Source organism: Cyclobacterium sp. 10D3-21 (assembly GCF_055809755.1).
The window spans coordinates 4,340,683-4,358,942 of sequence record NZ_CM147924.1 but is presented as its reverse complement, the minus strand read 5'-3'; the positions used below and the strand labels follow the sequence as shown (position 1 = coordinate 4,358,942).

The window sequence follows — 18,260 nt, the reverse complement described above, 5'->3', positions numbered from 1 at the left end:
CATAAAAATCCGGTCAGGTGGACTGTAATTCCCCTGTCCGGATCCTTTTTATAGGACAAAATAAAATGAAAGTTCTTTCCAACCTTTAATGGTTAAGATTTCCGAATCCAGGTTTAAAATTTGATTGGGTGTCAAATGTTTGATTTTCAAAAAATGAAGAAATATGTATTTTCATGGTATATAGGATGTATGGCCTTGTTTGTTCAACCTTTGGGAACTTTGGCCCAATCAACCACAAAAGACACTCGTCCTAACATCATCTTTATCTATGCAGATGATCTGCGATTTGATGGAGTAGGATTCAATGGAAATCAGCAAATCATTACGCCAATGTTGGATCGCCTGGCTTCAAAAAGCGTTAGGTTCAATCAAGCCAATGTTGTTTTTTCCTTGTGCAGTCCCAGCAGGGCCTCTCTCCTCACGGGAAGATATGGCAGTGCCAATGGGGTTTTGGAATTGGGTAGTGACCTCAATGCTGGTGAAATTACAATCGCCCAATATTTAAAAGATGTAGGGTACCAAACTGGAATGTCAGGGAAATGGCATATTGGAAAAGAGCCAAAAGCCGCCGGGTTTGACTTTTCTGTGTTTTTTAAGAGCAATGGCACCTATTATGGAAGACAAATCAACGATGAGGGAAATATAAGGAAAGTAGAAGAACACTGTGACCTCTATTGTGCTGAAAGGTCTGTAGACTTTATTAAAGAGGCTGCAAAAAAAGAGGCTCCCTTTTTCCTTTTCCACAATACCCAATTGCCTCATATGAACGGTGATTTAATATGGGATGCGCGGAATGAGACCAAGGAGAAGTATGAAGTTTCTGAAATGCCAGTGCCAGCAAACCGCCTGGATAACTTGTCAGATAAGCCAGAATACCTTACATCCGTAAGGAACCTCAGCCAGGCAAAAGTATATGGGTACCCAGATGAAAAAGCGATACAAAAACACACCCGGGATTATTATGCTGTAATTACGGAAATGGATGAATACCTGGGCTTGTTGTTTCAAACCATAGAGGAACTGGGTTTAAAAGAAAATACCTACGTGTTTTTCATGAGTGACAATGGTTGGATGCTTGGAGAGCATGGTTTTACCAGTAAGGTATTGCCTTATCGGCCTTCTACGAGGGTGCCTTTATTTGTAATTGGCCCCAACCTTCAACCTTTGGATTTGGATCAAATGGTTGTTAATATTGACATTGCGCCTACCATTTTAGAGATGGCAGGAGTTCAACTTCCAAATAATCTCCATGGCAAGAGCCTATTACCACTTTTAAAGCAGGAAACGGTGAATTGGAGAAGTTCTTTTGTCTATGAAGGCCTGGGCACCTATGGTGGCGCTTTACCGAACCTAACAGTAATCAACAAAGATTTTAGGTATATTGAAACTTTCGAAAACAGTAACTTGGAAAAGGTTATTTTTCGGGAATTTTATGACCAAAAGGCGGATTCGCTCGAATTGATTAATTTAATGGGATCGGAAAAAATAATGTCAAAGGTCAGCGAAGCACAAAAATTAATAAGCGAACATAAAAAAACAGTTCTACAACAATAAACTTTACCCAGACTTGAGAAATTGATATGTTAAAAAGTAATTTTCTTTACCTGTTAATGCTTATAATCCTGGTGACCTCAGCTTGTCAACCTAAGGAATCGGCTACCAAAATAACCTATCCATCTATTAGTGGTATTTACCCTCATTTGGCCTATTATAACAATGAAGGAGAATGCGGAACAGGTGCCGTGGTGCCTTGGGCAGATAAATTGTGGGTGATCACTTATGGGCCTCATCTACCCTTGGGTTCTTCTGATAAGCTTTATGAGATCGATCAAGACCTAAACATGCAAATCAGGCCTGAAAGTATTGGGGGCACCCCGGCCAATAGGATGATTCACAAAGAAAGTGAACAATTGTTTATAGGCCCCTATGCCATCGGTAAAAACGGTGATGTAAGGACAATTCCTTATACAGATATGCCTGGAAGACATACAGGAAATGCCAGACATTTGACAGATCCCGCCAATAAGATTTATTATGCCAGCATGGAGGAAGGTTTCTATGAGGTAGATGTGCATGATTTGTCCGTCAAACAATTCTATGAGGATGGAAATATTCGCAGTAAGAAAAAAGACGACACAGATACCAACCCTGCAGGTAGCTTACTGAAAGGTGCCCACGGGAAAGGGTATTATTCAGGACAAGGCGTTACTGTTTACTCAAACAATGGAGAGTCAGGAAGTAAAGCATTGGAGCAGTTTGATATAGAAGCGGGTTCACTTTCTGAGTGGGATGGCAAGGATTGGAAACTTGTGCGAAGAAACCAGTTCGTAGAAGTAACTGGCCCGGGAGGGATTTATGGCAATGCCAATCCAGAAACAGATCCGATTTGGGCAACCGGATGGGACCATAAGTCGGTTATCCTTGCTTCCAGAGATGCGGAAAAAGGTTGGTCATTTTATCGCCTTCCCAAAGCCAGTCACAGTTATGATGGCGCACATGGTTGGAATACTGAATGGCCTAGAATTAGAAACGTAGGAAAAGAAGGTGAGCCGGACTATCTAATGACAATGCATGGTATGTTTTGGAAGTTTCCTGAAAGTTTTAAAGAAGGAAGTACCGCAGGAATTCGACCAAGATCCGCTTACTTGAAAGTTGTAGGAGACTTTACCCGTTGGAATGATGGGTTGGTATTTGGGACAGATGATTCTGCCAACAAGGAATTTTTGAATAAAAGAAGTGCCAAAGGAAATATTCAAGGTCCCGGCCAGTCCAATTCCAATTTATGGTTTGGTAGTATGGACCTGCCTGATGAATTGGGACCCAATACTGCCAATGGTGCATTATGGCTCAATGAAGAAGTGACCGCAAAAGTTGCCTCCGATCCCATGCTTTTTGCCGGTTGGAATAACAGAAACCTTTGGATAAAAAATGAAGGTAAATCCGTTGTGATTTTTACTATTGAAATTGATGCCAAAGGGGATGGCAATTGGGAAACCACGGATGAGGTGGAAGTGAAAGCAGGAGAGAGTACAAGAAAGTATTTTGATCAAAACACAAGTGGTGAATGGATTCGATTAACGGCCAATCAAAATACCATAGCTACGGCCCACATGGCTTTTGCCAATCCTGAAACCAGGAAAGCTATGCAAACAGGGATTTTTAAAGGAGTCAATACCATTGAGCAAAATGATTTTACAGGTGGCTTCTTGTATGGTTTGGGAGATGATAGGAGAAAGTTAGGCTTGGTTGCCAAGTCTTATAAAGAAGGGAAACCTACAGACCTGGGCTATTATGAAATGGACGATAAATTCCAATTGGTAAAAGTGGAGGATCCCACTACCCAGCAGTTTATCAATGACAATTTTCAGATTCCTAAAAATGTGTTTGAAGTGGATGAAGCTTCAGTGCTGGTTATTGATGACAAGGGCAGAAGGTGGCGTTTACCAAAAGGCAACGAGCTTTATACCGAGCCTTCAATGGCTGGTAACCTTCGTATCTGTAGAGAGGTCGCTACCGAAAGGGATTTGTTCAATTGCCACGGTACCTTCTATGAATTGCCTGCAGAAAATGCTGACGGTTATGCTAAAATCAGACCGGTGGCTTCCCATCAGTTAAAAATCAATGATTATGCTTCTTACAGGGGAATGCTATTGTTAACAGGAGTTGACCCTGAAGCAGCAACTTCCAACGAACATATAGTGGTGTCTGATGATGGCGAAGTAGCTGTTTGGACAGGAGCAATAGACGATTTATGGCAGTTAGGGAAACCTGTGGGTAAAGGCGGTCCATGGGCCAATTCAGCAATTAAAGCTGGAACGCCATCTGATCCATATCTTTTTGCATTTTATGACAATCGTTCTCTTGAACTTACTCACGATTCGGATGAAGATGTTACGTTCACCATTCAGATGGAGCCTATAGGACATGGTCCTTGGATGGATTGGAAAGAAGTAACGGTACCTGCAGGTAAAAAGCATGTGGAACAATTTCCTGATGGCATTGAGGCAAGATGGGTACGATTGGTAGGCAACCAAAACTGCAAAGCAACTGCTCAGTTCACCTACAAGTAAGCTTTAGAAACACAATAGGCATGATTGAATATCATTCAAAATACTTGACTCGTGGTTTAACCTTATTGGTTCTCACCTTGACCCTTGCTGGATTCCATGGCAATGTAAAGTTGAGCAATAAGGTTTTGATCGAAAGTCTGGAAACGGATTCTCTGCGCTATGACATGTTTCTATTGGAAGATGACAATGGTCAGCCAGAGGGCTACATGGCAGAAATCTTTACTCCAGTTTGTCATACCAACGAGTGCTACCCGGTTTATGTGAACTTTTATTGGGACTTGCTGGGCAATTATCAAAGGTATGACGTTCCAGAGGGTGAATTACTGACCAAATTGGATCATGTTCCTTTTGATGTTGCTGATCATGACAAATTACAGGAAATCCTTAGCAATGAGAGGTCCCTACTAAAAGACTATAAAATTGAAGAGCTCGTAGGAGGCACCCAGACAGCAGCAGCCAATGGAGTGGATGCAGTGACGGGTGCGACCCTTAAAACCATAAAAAATGAAGTGATTTATGGTGCGGTATACTCTTGTTATACCTTGTGGCATTTGGCACATGGGGACATGGCAGCTATTGCTAAGGCTTATACCACCGAAAATTCCACCGAAGAACAGTGGCTTAAATTTCTGGAAAGTGGCCATTATCCTTATCAGTATTGGGCCATTGAAATGGTCTTGGCCAAAGACTTACAAGAAGATGAAAAAACTGCTGCTGCAATGTTACAAATATTGCAAAGCGATAATATTTTCCTGGCGGCCCATTTAATAAAGGTCCTTCCACTAGAAGTTTTAACTACTTTAGAAAGACAAGTATGGCTTTGGGAAACCATGGAAAATAGTCAATACCGCTTGCAAATGGATATGCTTGACAAGATAAAGGAACTGACTTTGTACCCTGAAATTCAAAACAAACTGTTAATTGGATTGAATGAAGCCAATCCAGCACAGCAGAGGAAAATGTTAGCTGTGCTCCAAAACCAGTCAAACCTTAACGAAGCCCAACAATTTCTGGCTTTAGAATACCTTCAGGCAGGAAAATGGGAGACGGAAATGATTGAACTTCTGGAAAGTCAGGAAAAATTAGACAAAAAAGTAAAAAAACAATTGTACACTCAAAATAAATAAACCTGAAATGAAACGTATATTATGGATCTTTGGCCTGCTGCTGGGCTTTACCCAAATAAACCCGTCACAAGCCCAGAACAGGGTTTTGGTGGAAGCAGAATCGTTTGAAAATACTGGAGGCTGGGTCATTGACCAACAATCCTTTGATGTATTGTACAGTTCCTACCTGATGGCCCATGGAATGGGACGTGTGGTGGAGGATGCAAGTACGCAGGTGAATTTTCAAAAGGGAGGCACCTACCATATATGGGTAAGGACAAAAGATTGGGCACCATATCCCACAGGACCAGGCGCTTTTAAACTGACGGTCAATAATACCGAAATTGAGCAGGTTTTTGGACAGAGTGGTATTTTGGATTGGGACTGGTACTATGCCGGATCCGTTGAAATGAAGCAAGGGGAGAATTCCCTTACCGCCAAGGATCTTTCAGGATTCAATGGAAGATTCGATGCCATTTATTTCTCAACTTCCAAAGCAGACAAACCTACCAATGACAACCAAAAACTCTTGACACTACGCAAGGAATTGTTGGGATTAACCGATGGTCCCGAGGAGATAGGGAAATTTGATTTGGTAGTTGTTGGTGGTGGCATTGCAGGTACTACTGCTGCCATATCTGCCGCTAGAATGGGATTAAAAGTAGCGTTAATTCAAAACAGGCCTGTATTGGGAGGAAACAATAGCTCTGAAATCAGGGTGCACCTCATGGGGAGAGTAGATGTGAATCACTACCCTAAATTAGGGCGAATTGTTAGGGAATTGGACAATGGTGATCCAGGCAATGGAAATCCTGACGAAAAAAGGTATGGGGATGACAGAAAGCTTGAAATTGTAAGGGCTGAGCCAAATATCTCGCTCCACCTCAATACCCATGTGTATGAAGTTGAAATGGATGGCAATAGCATCAAGGCAGTTGTAGGCCGGGATATTGCTACCAATCAGGAATACCGTTTTGAAAGCACCTATTTTTCCGACTGTACAGGAGATGGTACATTGGGATACCTTGCAGGTGCAGAATACAGAATGGGACGTGAAAGTAAGGAAGAAACCGGTGAATCGCTGGCTGCTGAGACAGCGGATGATTTTACTTTAGGGACCTCTAATTTATGGGCTTCCCTTGAAAAAGAATACATTTCTGATTTCCCAGAAACGCCATGGGCACTTCAGTTCTCAGATGAATACCATATAGATGAGCACAAAGCCGATTGGCAGTGGGAGACTGGCTTTGGCAATTTCAATACGATTTATGAAGCTGAACAAATCAGGGACCATAACCTTCGTGCAATTTATGGGAACTGGTCTTATCTGAAAAAAGAGAAAGCCGAGAAGTACAAAAATAATGAATTGGCCTGGGTATCTTATATTGGAGGAAAAAGAGAGTCAAGGAGATTGATGGGAGACCATGTTTTGACACAAATGGATATTCAAGACGGGGTGATGTATCCTGATGGAAGTGTAACTGCTACCTGGACCATTGACCTTCATTTTCCTGATGCCAAAAACTCCAAATACTTCGAGGGAGAGGAATTCTTTGCTGCGACCAAACACATTAGGGTGAAGCCTTATACCATACCTTACCGTTGCTTGTATTCTCGTAATATTGACAATTTGTACATGGCAGGAAGAAACATAAGCACTACGCATGTAGCATTTGGCAGTACGCGAGTGATGCGAACTTGTGGCATGATGGGAGAGGCTGTTGGTTATGCAGCTTACGTGGCTAAAAAGAACAATGCCAGTCCTAGAGAAGTATATACGCGGCACCTTGAAGAGTTTATGAGCATCATAGAATCGCCTTTGAATATTTACAACTACCCAACATTGCCAAATAAATAAAGGCAATCTCAAAGATGAATTATTTTAAAATACCAATCCTTTTATCATTGTTGCTGTTGCTGGGGGCAATGGAGGTTTCGGCAGATACCAGTCCTCCAAATTTTGTATTTATCCTGACGGATGATATATCTGCAGAGGACCTTAGTATCTATGGAAATCAATCAATTGATACGCCTAACCTGCAAAGGCTGGCGATGATGGGGTTGGTATTTGACAATGCCTATTTGACCACAAGTTCCTGCTCGCCGAGTAGAATATCAATGATTACCGGACGATACCCACACAATACTGGGGCGCCTGAAATTCATGTTGAACTGCCAACCAGTCAAAAGACATTTGTCCAGGAGTTAAAAAAAGCTGGATACCATACGGTTTTATCAGGTAAGAACCACATGGCCCCTCCCAATCAATTGGGGTTTGCAGAACATTCAGACAGCAAGCCTGCTGGAAGCGAAAATTGGCTGTCCCATTTGCAAAACAGACCCAAAAACCAACCATTTTTTTTCTGGATGGCTTCTCATGATGCCCACAGGGATTGGCAGTTCAATGACAAGGCACGTACATATCTTCCCACTCAGGTGGAAGTACAACCCTATATGTACGACGGGCCACTTACCCGCCAAGACCTCACAGGATATTATCATGAAATCAGCCGACTAGATCATTATGTAGGAATTGTTCTGGATGAATTGGAGGCACAAGGTATATTGGACAATACTTACCTCATCTTTCTAACCGACAATGGCAGGCCTTTTCCCCGAAGTAAAACCTACTTGTATAAAAATGGTATACAGACACCTTTGGTAATTGCAGGACCTAAAGTCAATAAAGGAAGAACCAACGCCCTTGTAAGTGCCATAGATGTATCTGCTACGATTCTGGAACTTGCTGGATTAAGCATTCCTGAAACCATTCAGGGAGTAAGTTTCTCCAAGGTACTTCAAGACCATGAGGTCATTATCCGCGAAGTAGCCTTTGCTGAACGTAACTGGCACCGGTACAGCATGCATGAAAGAATGGTACGGATGGGGGATTGGATTTACATAAGAAACAACTGGCCTTACAAAAGGAACCTTTCTGGAGAGTCTGATCCGCATGGTTTTCCTGCAGCAAAAGAATTGTGGGAAAAGCATGAAGAGGGCAAATTGACTCCTGCCCAGTCGTTGATCACTTTATTGCCACAGCCAGCCGAAGAACTGTATAATACCATAAATGATCCGCATAATCTTAATAATGTGCGCTATGCATCTGAAAATAAGGCAGTATTGAATCAAATGAGGCTTTTACTTACGTCTTGGACCAACCAAACCGGGGATAATATCCCCAATAATCCCACGCCTCACAAAGCCACATTAGATGGCACCTTATTGGAATGGGAACGCAGAGAAATGCCGGGAGATGCCACTTTAGCACATTTAATCAATCATCCTGGACCAATTATGATAGACTAACATTTCAAGAAGTTTTATGAATTGATGATCCAGATTAAAACTTAAAAAATTAACTGTTTTCATTAATCTACCACCGTTTACCTATAGCCCTTTACATCATTATGCATCAATTAGACTACCTGACCATATTTGTTTTCACTATTATTATTCTTGGAGCAGGATTGTCCTTTGGGAAGCAGGGAGGAGATATGAAATCCTTTTTTGCTGCTGGTGGTGCAGTTCCCTGGTCCATCAGTGGCTTATCACTTTTTATGAGCTTTTTCTCTGCAGGTACCTTTGTAGTTTGGGGTTCCATTGCTTATGAATGGGGCTGGGTAGCCATTACCATACAGATGGCCATGTGTATCAGTGGGTTTTTGATCGGTAAATACCTTGCTCCTAAATGGAAGCAAACCCGGTCGATCACTGTCGCAGCTTACCTTACCGACAGGTTTGGTAAAAAGATCCAACAATATTATACCTTTATTTTTCTGGTGCTATCTCTGGGCTATACGGGTGCTTTTCTTTACCCTGTAGCCAAGATCCTAAATGTGGTGACAGGTTTTGACATCTACTATGCCATCTTGCTTTTAGGGGGTATGATTATGATCTATACAGCTGTAGGAGGGCTTTGGGCAGTTATCGTCACAGATGTGCTCCAATTTGTGATTCTTACTGCAGCCGTCTTGATCGTTTTACCCCTTTCTCTGGAGAAGGTAGGAGGCATAAATCAATTTATAGCCGAAGCGCCAGATACGTTTTTTAATATTTTTAATGGAGAATATACCTTTTGGTTTATACTGGCCTTCGTAGGTTACAACACCATTTTTATTGGAGGAAACTGGGCTTATGTACAGCGTTATACCTCCGTGAAGGATACAGCCTCAGCGAGTAAGGTAGGCTATCTCTTTGGTATATTGTACCTGATAAGTCCTTTGATTTGGATGTTACCTCCTATGATCTACCGGGTGCTTGACCCAAGTTTGGTAGGTTTGGAAACTGAGGGGGCCTACCTGAGGATGTGCATGAGCGTACTCCCTGTTGGGATGCTTGGGCTTATGTTAGGAGGAATGATCTTTGCCACTGCCAGTTCTGTGAATACTTCCCTCAACCTGGCAGCAGCGGTATTGACAAATGATGTCTACCAACCCCTTTATCCTAAAGCAAGCCATAAGACCCTAATGAAAGTGGCTAGACTGGCAACCTTGCTATTTGGGCTGGGCACCATTGGAGTGGCTTTTATGGTGCCATTGGCCGGTGGAATTGTTGAAGTGGTCTTGAGTATAGGGGCGGTAACTGGTGGTGCCTTGTATGCCCCAGCTATTTGGGGATTATTTTCCAAAAGGCAAACGGGTAATTCTATTCTAGTAGTTACAAGTGTAAGTCTGGTGATCAACGTGTTTTTTAAATTCGTGTCACCAACCTTGTTGTCCTTTTCACTGGGTCGAAGCAGTGAAATGATTGTTGGCGTCTTTTTGCCCATAGTCCTGTTGGCTATTTACGAGCTGTACGCTATGAATAAAAACATTGAAAGTGCCCAATACCAGCGGTATGCGCTTAAAGCCCAGCCAACACAAGAAGAATTGACTGAAAGTTTAAATTCAGGTCAAAATCAAAATACCTATGGTTATAAGGTAATGGGTTGGGCATTTATCAGTATTGCTTTATTGTTTTTTGCCCTTGGTTTGTGGGGAGGAGGAGGTGGAGTTTACCTCTTCATAATGGGATTATTAATCCTTGCTTTGGGAACCTATGCTGTGCGTTATGCAAGCAGTAAGGCCAAAGCTCAGGTTCTAAAATAAAACGTGAATTCAGTATATCTTAATGATTAAAGAAAATTTTACTAAGGAAAAGCGGTCTTTAAAAATCGAATCGATTACTTCAGATCTGGTAATAGTAGGTGGAGGACTTGCAGGAACTTGTTGCGCGATTACGGCAGCAAGAGAGGGCCTAAATGTTGTATTGGTGCAAGACAGGCCCGTTCTCGGTGGCAATGGTTCTTCAGAAGTGAGGCTATGGATCTTGGGTGCAACCTCCCATATGGGCAATAACAATCGATGGGCCAGGGAAGGTGGGGTAGTGGATGAAATTTTGTTGGAGAACCTTTATAGGAACCCAGAGGGGAATCCATTGATATTGGATACCATTCTTATCGAGAAAGTTACGGAACTACCAAATATCCGCTTGCTTTTGAATACGGCCATGTACGATTTGGAAAAGAAAAGCCCGGATGAAATTGATCATGTGTTGGCATTTTGTAGTCAAAACTCAATTCAATACAATCTCAAGGCACCCTTATTTGTGGACGGATCAGGAGATGGTATCATGAGTTTTATGGCTGGGGCAGCTTTTCGAATGGGTGCCGAATCCGCGGATGAATTTGATGAAGCCTTTGCACCAGATCACCAATATGGAGAGCTCTTGGGGCACAGCCTTTACTTTTACAGCAAAGACACAGGCAAGCCTGTTCGTTTTGTTCCTCCGAGTTATGCCAATACGGAAATCTCCCAATTGCCAAGGTTCAAATCTTTCAATTTGAAAGACCATGGCTGTAGACTTTGGTGGGTAGAGTTTGGGGGAAGAAAAGATACAATTCATGAATCGGAAACGATTAAGTGGGAACTGTGGCGGGTGATCTATGGTATCTGGAATCACCTGAAAAATTCAGGGGAAAACCCTGAAGTGGCCAACCATACTTTGGAATGGGTAGGGACAATTCCAGGCAAAAGAGAAAGCAGAAGATTTGAAGGAGATTATATTCTGTCCCAAAAAGATTTGGTGGAACAACGCAGTTTTGACGATGCGGTTTCTTTTGGAGGATGGGCCCTTGACCTTCATCCTGCAGATGGCGTTTATGGAGAAAAACCCGGCTGTACACAGTGGCATACCAAGGGCGTTTATCAGATTCCTTACCGGACCATGTACAGCAAAAATATCAGTAATTTATTTTTGACCGGAAGGATAATTAGTGCCAGTCATGTGGCCTTTGGTTCGAGTCGGGTAATGGCCACTTGTGCCCATAATGCACAGGCCGTGGCCATGGCTGCAGTGCTCTGTAAACAGCAGCAAATTTCTCCTTCAGAAATCCTAAAAGAGGGTAGGGTAGAAGCACTAAAAGACAGCTTGGTTTTACAAGGACAGTACATCCCCAATCATGTGCTCAGGCTGAAAGAAGACTTGGCTCAGGACGCAGAAATTTCCGCCTCATCTACCATGCGATTGTCGGGCTTGGCCTTTGATGGTCCGTGGAAATCCCTGACCTTTGCAGCCGCACAAATGTTACCCCTTGCTTCTGGAAAGATTCCAGCCATGAAATTCCAATTTAAGGCTACCGAAAACACAAAAATAGTGGTGTCGCTGTTGAAAAGTGAGAAGAAGGGCAATTTCAGTCCGGAGATCATTTTGGTCGAAAAAGAGTTTGAATTAACTTTAGGTGAACAGTATTTAACAGTTGATTTACAGGTTAATATAGATAAAACAGAATATTATTTTGTAGCCTTTTCAGTCAATGAAAAGGTGTCTATCAGAAGCAGTCAAACCAGGGCTACAGGTCTATTGTCAGTCTTTCAAAAATTCAATAAAGCAGTAGCCACCTCTAGCCGACAGGATCCTCCTAAAGGTATTGGTATTGAGGCATTTGATTTTTGGTTGCCTGAAAGAAGGCCAGAAGGGCACAACCTGGCATTCGAGTTTACAGAAGCCATTGACCCGTATTCAACAAATTTCTTAGTGAATGGAATTTTCCGACCCACAGTGGGTACAAATGCTTGGGCAGCAGCCTTAAATGATGCCGAACCTACCATTGAGATGTTTTGGGGTAAGCTTCAGATTATTAATAGTTTAAGTGTGTATTTCGATACTGATTTTGACCATGCTTTGGAGTCTACCTTGATGGGACATCCTGAATCGGAAATCCCTTTTTGTGTAAAAGACATTCAAGTGAGTGATGGTAGTGGAAAAGTCTTGGCAAAAATCCAGGACAACCACCAAACGGTAGTAACAATTAAATTTAAAATCCCGGTACAAACGGACAAGCTGTTGCTTACATTTAAGCGGCAAAATGCGCATGTTCCGGTGGCCCTATTTGGAATAGTATGTTTGTAAATTGTATGAATAAACGTGGAATTTTGTACCCTAAATATTGGGGAATTGTAGCGCTCTTTTTATTTGGGATTTCACCAGTGCTTGCCCAAAAAAACTTGTCCTTTTCGGCCACTGCAAGCAGCAGTTCTTCGCAAGAAAATCATGCTGAAAACTTGTCCATAGATGGAGATTTACAGAGCCATTGGAGTTGCTTGGTTGAGGATAAAAATGCTTGGTTGGTTTTACGTTTTCCGGGCGCCACAGAAGTTATAAAAGTGGAAATAAATTTCGCTCCAAACGCTGTTCCCAATGAGACGATATACCTGCAATATTTACTAAATGGAGATTGGAGAACTTTCCATAAGCTGGAAAATAATAGGGCAGAAAAAGTAGCAATCCAGTTGAAAAAACCTCAGCTAATTGACCGGGTTAGGCTGGCAGCTCAGGATGGAAAAGTCATGGAAATTAGTGAAGTGCTTTTGTTCGGTCAACAATATTCGGATGAAAGTGGCTTGGAAAACAAACCCATTCTTGTCAATCAAAGCGGATACAATCTTTACCGAAACAAACGTTTTACTGCTCCCGGAATTTCTAACGATACCCCTTTTTCTATTGTAAACATCAAAACTGGAAACACCCAATTCTCAGGAAAAGTTAAAGGAGAGAAAGGAGATTTTTCAGATTTTAACCCGCTAACTGAAGATGAGTTTTTGGTCCAAATTAAGGAACTCGAATCCTTCCCATTTAGGATTTCACCCAATTGGATCGAGCGGGTCACTTACAGAAACATGATCGATTTTATGTTGGGGGCGAGACATTATACTGGTACGGTTAAAGATATCCGGCGCATCAGTTTTGCCTGGCGAGATGGTGATTTTTTCAATTGGTCCATGCAAAGTTTAGTGGCCATGTACCTGAGCAATCCGGAAGCATACGAACGCATGGAAAGAAAAGGACAGTATGTTTCCAACGACAGTTTTGCTGACAATTACAAAGGACTATGGGGGAAGTTGGAACCCTTTGCACCGGAAACACCCGATATCATTCAACTGATCCATTGGGATGCGGATGTGAAAATAAGTCAACGCTTGGATCATGAAATGCAGAAAGCGGAGTTAGCCCACTTTCTATATGCCTGGCCATACATGAAGCAGTGGCTGCCGCAACAAAACTTTGACATTGTATACCTATATGTAAAAGACAATTGGGAAAAAGAGACAGTTTCGGAGCATTCCCTTTCTCAATACAACAAAAGCAAAGAGCACAATTTGCTGTCTTTAAAGACTCAACTTGGAACGACCAAAGGAGAAATGCCTCCCGGGTATTCGGTCATTCCAAACTTGATGTTGTATGAGGTAGCCAAAAGGGAAGGGGATGCGGAAGCAGAAAAATACTTTGATGCAGCATTCAGACAAATGGCCTGGATGGTAAAAAATCTGGATTGGTCTGACCCGATGACCACCAAAGGGCAAAGGATGTCTGAGCACATGACCATGCGGGCTTTTGCTTATTTCCACGAACAGTTTCCTGACAGGGCACCAAAAGGGATTCCTGAAAAGGTAAAGGAATGGGCACAAGTAATGTTGGAACGTTCCGACAATTTATGGGACTTTAGAAAATACAGTGCCGAAGAGTGGACGCCTCCGGGTTGGAATGAAACGGGCAATATATTGGGTTTTCCTGCTGCTTTATTTGCTGCATCAGGGATTTTAGAGGAGGCGGATTTAAAGAAAGATTTGGAAATGTTGGCCTGGTCTCACTTTGAAAATTCCTTTGGAAGGAATCCTACAGGAAGGCAATTTTCCTATAAAGGACCAGAAGAAGTAGAAGGAGTAGATCTGGGTTGGTACAGTCGACATAGGGGTGGAATTGGTTTATTGGATGACGTTCAATTTGTTTTTGATGGCTCCCCAAAATCCTTCCACTATCCCAATTTTCCCGAGGCAGGGGACCTGGGTTGGACAGAAGGCTGGGTACAGTTCAATACTGCTTTTAATTTGAGTATGGCCTATATGGCCAATTACTATACGGATATTGCATTGGAGAAAACTGGTGATGGAAAATATACGGTTGCCCTCACTGCCCCACTAAATTTTGATTACAAGACCATAGATAGCGCTTCGCTCAAAATTTTCAATCAAGCTGGAGACAGCATGATGGTCCAACTAAAGGAAGATCAACCATTAGAGGTGAAATTAATTGGCGCAATTGAATTTACTGGAGATGCCATTCTTTTCGAAAACCAGAAGCTTCCGTTTGGAAAGGATGATACCCTTACCTTGAGTTATGGTTATGGGTTTTTTCAGCGGAGCCTGGTTTTGTCGGTTGCAGATTTTAACTAAACCCGAGACAGGACAAAGAGCTTTCCACTACCCGATGGAGACATTCGGCAATGAAATTGGGCCAGGTTCTACCAGCCCAATTTCATTATTTCAGCTAATTCTGTGAAGCTTAGCATTTCTTCTAAGTAGCTTTTGATTGTGGAATTTTAGTAGTTAAGGGTAATATTCCTTAATTCGAGCAATAAGATCAAATCCTATATTTTAAAGGCTTAGTATAATCATAGTAGATTAGGGTTCATTGCTTCAATTTCACCAGCCCTGGCAGGGCGTAATATCACAGCCACGGGTGTAGCCCGTGGATTAGTGAATGCACATTAATTGATTTTGGCGGTATTGCTGCTTTTTTCTGCAACAATGCTGACAAAATCTCTCCAATTCTGATTAGTTTTAAAACAGTAAACGATAAAACCCAAAATCTCCAAAATGAGCTTTAACCCAAAAATTCGAATTGCCCTTAATGTTTTCCTGTTTATTGGTTTGGTCTCCCCAAGCTTGCTTTGGGCACAGCAGGATGGCTTTATTCTTTTGGAAGGTCCTGTAATGGAAAAAGCCAGAGAGAATATAGGTACTGTTTCTCCTGAAAAAACACCTGAATTAAAGGCATTGATTATGGCAGCGGACGAGGCCTTAAGTAGCGGTCCATTTTCAGTCATACATAAAAAGCAATTGCCTCCAAGTGGAGATATCCATGATTATACCAGTATGGGGCCTTACTGGTGGCCGGATCCGGAAAAAGAGGATGGACTACCCTATATCAGGCGAGATGGAGAAATCAATCCTGAGTACTATGATTATAAGGATAAAGAGGATATGGGTGAATTACTCAATTCCTTAAAAGTTTTAAGTCAGGCTTTTTATTTTACTGGCAATGAAAAATATGCTGCTCAAGCTATCCATTTAGCGAATGTTTGGTTTTTAGATCCCGAAACCAAAATGAATCCCAACCTAAATTTTGCCCAGCGGATTCCTGGAAGAACGGAAGGCCGGGGAATAGGTATTATTGATACCAGAAAGATGGCAGAATTACCGGATCAATTTATGCTGCTCTCAAATTCCACCCATTGGAATACCTCATTTGAGGAAGGCATGAAAGATTGGTTGGCAAACTATGTGTCATGGCTTGTCAATAGCAAACACGGTAAGGATGAAGCCGTAAATGGCAACAACCATACAACTTGGTATTTTGCTCAAATTATTCCCTTGACTTTGTATTTGGGACAGACAGATAGAGCGGATAGTTTGGCCAAGGCCGGGCTGCCGTTGATTATGGAGGAAATGATTGAGAAAGATGGAACACAACCTGCAGAATTGGCAAGAACTCGTTCCTGGGATTATAGTACCATGAACCTGTTGGCGATTATGTATTATGCCAAGGCTTGTGAAAAAGTAGGTATAGATCTCTGGAGTAGGGAGAGTGAAAAAGGAGGAAGCATACAGAAGGCCTTGGATTTTTTGAATGCCTATACAAGCAAAAAGAAAGATTGGCCTTATGAACAAATAAAAGAAAGGGATTTGTCCAGATTAAAGGAGCAACTTAATATTGCTGCTTACAAGTACCAAAATAAAAAGTACAAAAAATCCGCAGACAAATTGCTATCAGCAGATAGTCCTTTTAGTTATTGGGATTTGGTGAATTTTAAGCAGATACGGAGGTAGGTAAATTGAATGGGTAAGTTGAATATTGGATTTAGTTGGGAACTAATTCTCGAATTCACATTACTTACAATGCTTATAAAGGGACCGACTTCAGTTTATAAAGACTAAGAAATAGGAGGTTGCCCCAAAATCGAGACAACCTCCTTGATACTTAATCATTATTACAAATTAAGGTCGGTAAACCCTGAGACTTCTGTTGATACTTCACCAAGCCAGCCTCCTGCGGCAAGTGTTCCGTTATAAACTTTTATAAAATCTACACCGTGGAGCTTAACCGCATTGCCTTCACTGTCATGTGCCCAGCTGATGTCAATTTGAGCAGCTTCATTGTTATTAGACTGATTGTCTGCATAACCCCAATCAAAAGAAGGGTTGGTCCAGAATGTTCCTGTGCCTGATTGGTCATAGATTTTGGTTGGAAGTAAAGTTCCGGTGAAAGAAATACTGTCTGCTTCCCATCCTGGATAATAGCTTTGACTATTAAATGTATTCTTTGGTACGAATCCTGATTGTCCCTGATTGTCTTTCCAGGAGATGTAGTTTTGCTCATTTGGATTCGTTGGCTCCGATTCAGGTCGGTAATAAGTAACTTCGTAGTTTTTGATCGCTTCGGGGTTGCCGTGTTCAGAACCATAGATCTCATACCATTCGTCATCCGGTAATCCATTTCTATTTACATCTTCAGACACCATGATGATGCCCGGTTCTGCCCAACTGCTATAGGCATTGCCTTTTACCAAAAAGTCATTGCCTTCACCATTGACAATTGTATGGTCAAAGCCCATAGTAACATAACCTCCAAAACTTCCCAAGCTGATCAATGAATTGTTAGTTAGGGCCTTTTCGGCAGTTTTCAATACGCTATCCGCAGTTATGCCTTCTGACCAAATAGGAAGCTTGTTGATTTGCTGACCAGGGGCTGGCTTAAATTCAAATAGCCTGGTCAGGTTATTTTTGTACACTGCATCATTAATGGTAATGGTAACTTGTTCAGTTCTTACGCCAAATTCATTTTTGGCCTTGAGCTGTAATAGATGTTCTCCAGCTTTTGCAAAAACATAAGTAAGGTCTTTCGTATTTGCGAGCACTTGGCCGTCATAAAGCCACTCATAATTGGCATCTGCATCGAGTTTTACCACGGCTTCAACCTTAAACCAGGCCATTTTGTTAAATACAAATCCGCCGTCTGGAATAGTGAATGAAATCACTGGTGCTGAAGCATCAAAATTGATCGCTCTGCCATCAGCAAAAACAAAAGACAATTGCCCCGCAATTTGTGCCAAAGCAATGATGTTTGATCCTGCTTTTGCTAGCTGATTTTGAGCTGAAATCCCTAGATCTACATCATCTATAACCCAGTTTCCACCTTCTCCAATGCCTATCTCGGGCATGCTATTAGGATATTCTCCTGCTGCTTTACCTGAGTCTTGGTTGTCAATCCACCAATTTCCATTATCGCCTATTTCAATAAATGAAGGCGAATCATTGACGCTCATGACAGTGCCGTCACTTAATTCTATGCTGTAGGAACCACTATTGTCTTCATAACTTTTAATGTACAATCGATTATTAAGGGCGTCCAATAAGCTCTCATATTGTGCCATTTGTTCTTTAAGGCTGTCAACATCTTTTCGTAAATCTTCAAGATCATCTTTCAGACAGGATGTTAATAGGGTGATAAATAGGAGGCATGGTACTAGTTTTTTCATCTGTTT

10 protein-coding genes are annotated in these 18,260 nt (G+C 41.9%); 9 read left to right on the top strand and 1 reads right to left on the bottom strand.

Translation table 11 applies throughout. From position 1 onward, the window contains the following. Window positions 1-153 precede the first annotated feature (153 nt). The 9 genes from AC0L7T_RS17035 to AC0L7T_RS16995 all read left to right on the top strand — a co-directional run bounded on the left by AC0L7T_RS17035 (window position 154) and on the right by AC0L7T_RS16995 (window position 16,545). Entirely contained in the window at window positions 154-1,554 is a 1,401-nt protein-coding gene (locus tag AC0L7T_RS17035; protein WP_473336863.1) for a sulfatase-like hydrolase/transferase, read from the top strand. Between the two features lie 26 nt (window positions 1,555-1,580). After that, on the top strand, window positions 1,581-4,070 hold the full coding sequence (locus AC0L7T_RS17030; RefSeq protein ID WP_473336862.1) for a hypothetical protein: 2,490 nt from the start codon (window positions 1,581-1,583) through the stop codon (window positions 4,068-4,070). A gap of 20 nt (window positions 4,071-4,090) precedes the next feature. Next, entirely contained in the window at window positions 4,091-5,197 is a 1,107-nt protein-coding gene (locus tag AC0L7T_RS17025) for a hypothetical protein (protein ID WP_473336860.1), read from the top strand. A 7-nt stretch (window positions 5,198-5,204) separates the two neighbouring features. Next, window positions 5,205-7,034: an FAD-dependent oxidoreductase gene (locus AC0L7T_RS17020; protein WP_473336858.1), complete on the top strand. Its 1,830-nt coding sequence runs from the start codon at window positions 5,205-5,207 to the stop codon at window positions 7,032-7,034. A 14-nt stretch (window positions 7,035-7,048) separates the two neighbouring features. Next, window positions 7,049-8,485, top strand: a complete 1,437-nt coding sequence (locus AC0L7T_RS17015) for a sulfatase family protein (RefSeq protein WP_473336856.1) — start codon at window positions 7,049-7,051, stop codon at window positions 8,483-8,485. A gap of 101 nt (window positions 8,486-8,586) precedes the next feature. Further along, a complete protein-coding gene (locus AC0L7T_RS17010) occupies window positions 8,587-10,266 on the top strand; it encodes a sodium:solute symporter family protein (protein ID WP_473336854.1) in 1,680 nt (559 codons plus the stop codon). A gap of 22 nt (window positions 10,267-10,288) precedes the next feature. Next, window positions 10,289-12,568, top strand: coding sequence for an FAD-dependent oxidoreductase (locus AC0L7T_RS17005; RefSeq protein ID WP_473336852.1), 2,280 nt, complete (start codon window positions 10,289-10,291; stop codon window positions 12,566-12,568). Window positions 12,569-12,573: 5 nt separating this feature from the next. Then, a complete protein-coding gene (locus AC0L7T_RS17000; RefSeq protein ID WP_473336850.1) occupies window positions 12,574-14,889 on the top strand; it encodes a discoidin domain-containing protein in 2,316 nt (771 codons plus the stop codon). A 423-nt stretch (window positions 14,890-15,312) separates the two neighbouring features. Beyond that, window positions 15,313-16,545 (top strand): alginate lyase family protein, encoded by a 1,233-nt coding sequence (locus tag AC0L7T_RS16995; protein WP_473336848.1) that lies wholly within the window; start codon window positions 15,313-15,315, stop codon window positions 16,543-16,545. A 161-nt stretch (window positions 16,546-16,706) separates the two neighbouring features. On the opposite strand, the gene AC0L7T_RS16990 is transcribed toward AC0L7T_RS16995, so the two are convergent. Further along, window positions 16,707-18,254, bottom strand: a complete 1,548-nt coding sequence (locus tag AC0L7T_RS16990; protein ID WP_473336846.1) for a hypothetical protein — start codon at window positions 18,252-18,254, stop codon at window positions 16,707-16,709. Window positions 18,255-18,260: the final 6 nt, after the last annotated feature.

Excerpts from the sequence above, each read along its gene's own strand:
- AC0L7T_RS17025 (WP_473336860.1), top strand. The coding sequence starts at position 4,091 with ATGATTGAATATCATTCAAAATACTTGACTCGTGGTTTAACCTTATTG.
- AC0L7T_RS17005 (WP_473336852.1), top strand. The coding sequence starts at position 10,289 with ATGATTAAAGAAAATTTTACTAAGGAAAAGCGGTCTTTAAAAATCGAA.
- AC0L7T_RS17035 (WP_473336863.1), top strand. The coding sequence starts at position 154 with ATGAAGAAATATGTATTTTCATGGTATATAGGATGTATGGCCTTGTTT.
- AC0L7T_RS16995 (WP_473336848.1), top strand. The coding sequence starts at position 15,313 with ATGAGCTTTAACCCAAAAATTCGAATTGCCCTTAATGTTTTCCTGTTT.
- AC0L7T_RS17020 (WP_473336858.1), top strand. The coding sequence starts at position 5,205 with ATGAAACGTATATTATGGATCTTTGGCCTGCTGCTGGGCTTTACCCAA.
- AC0L7T_RS17010 (WP_473336854.1), top strand. The coding sequence starts at position 8,587 with ATGCATCAATTAGACTACCTGACCATATTTGTTTTCACTATTATTATT.
- AC0L7T_RS16990 (WP_473336846.1), bottom strand. The coding sequence starts at position 18,254 with ATGAAAAAACTAGTACCATGCCTCCTATTTATCACCCTATTAACATCC.
- AC0L7T_RS17000 (WP_473336850.1), top strand. The coding sequence starts at position 12,574 with ATGAATAAACGTGGAATTTTGTACCCTAAATATTGGGGAATTGTAGCG.
- AC0L7T_RS17030 (WP_473336862.1), top strand. The coding sequence starts at position 1,581 with ATGTTAAAAAGTAATTTTCTTTACCTGTTAATGCTTATAATCCTGGTG.
- AC0L7T_RS17015 (WP_473336856.1), top strand. The coding sequence starts at position 7,049 with ATGAATTATTTTAAAATACCAATCCTTTTATCATTGTTGCTGTTGCTG.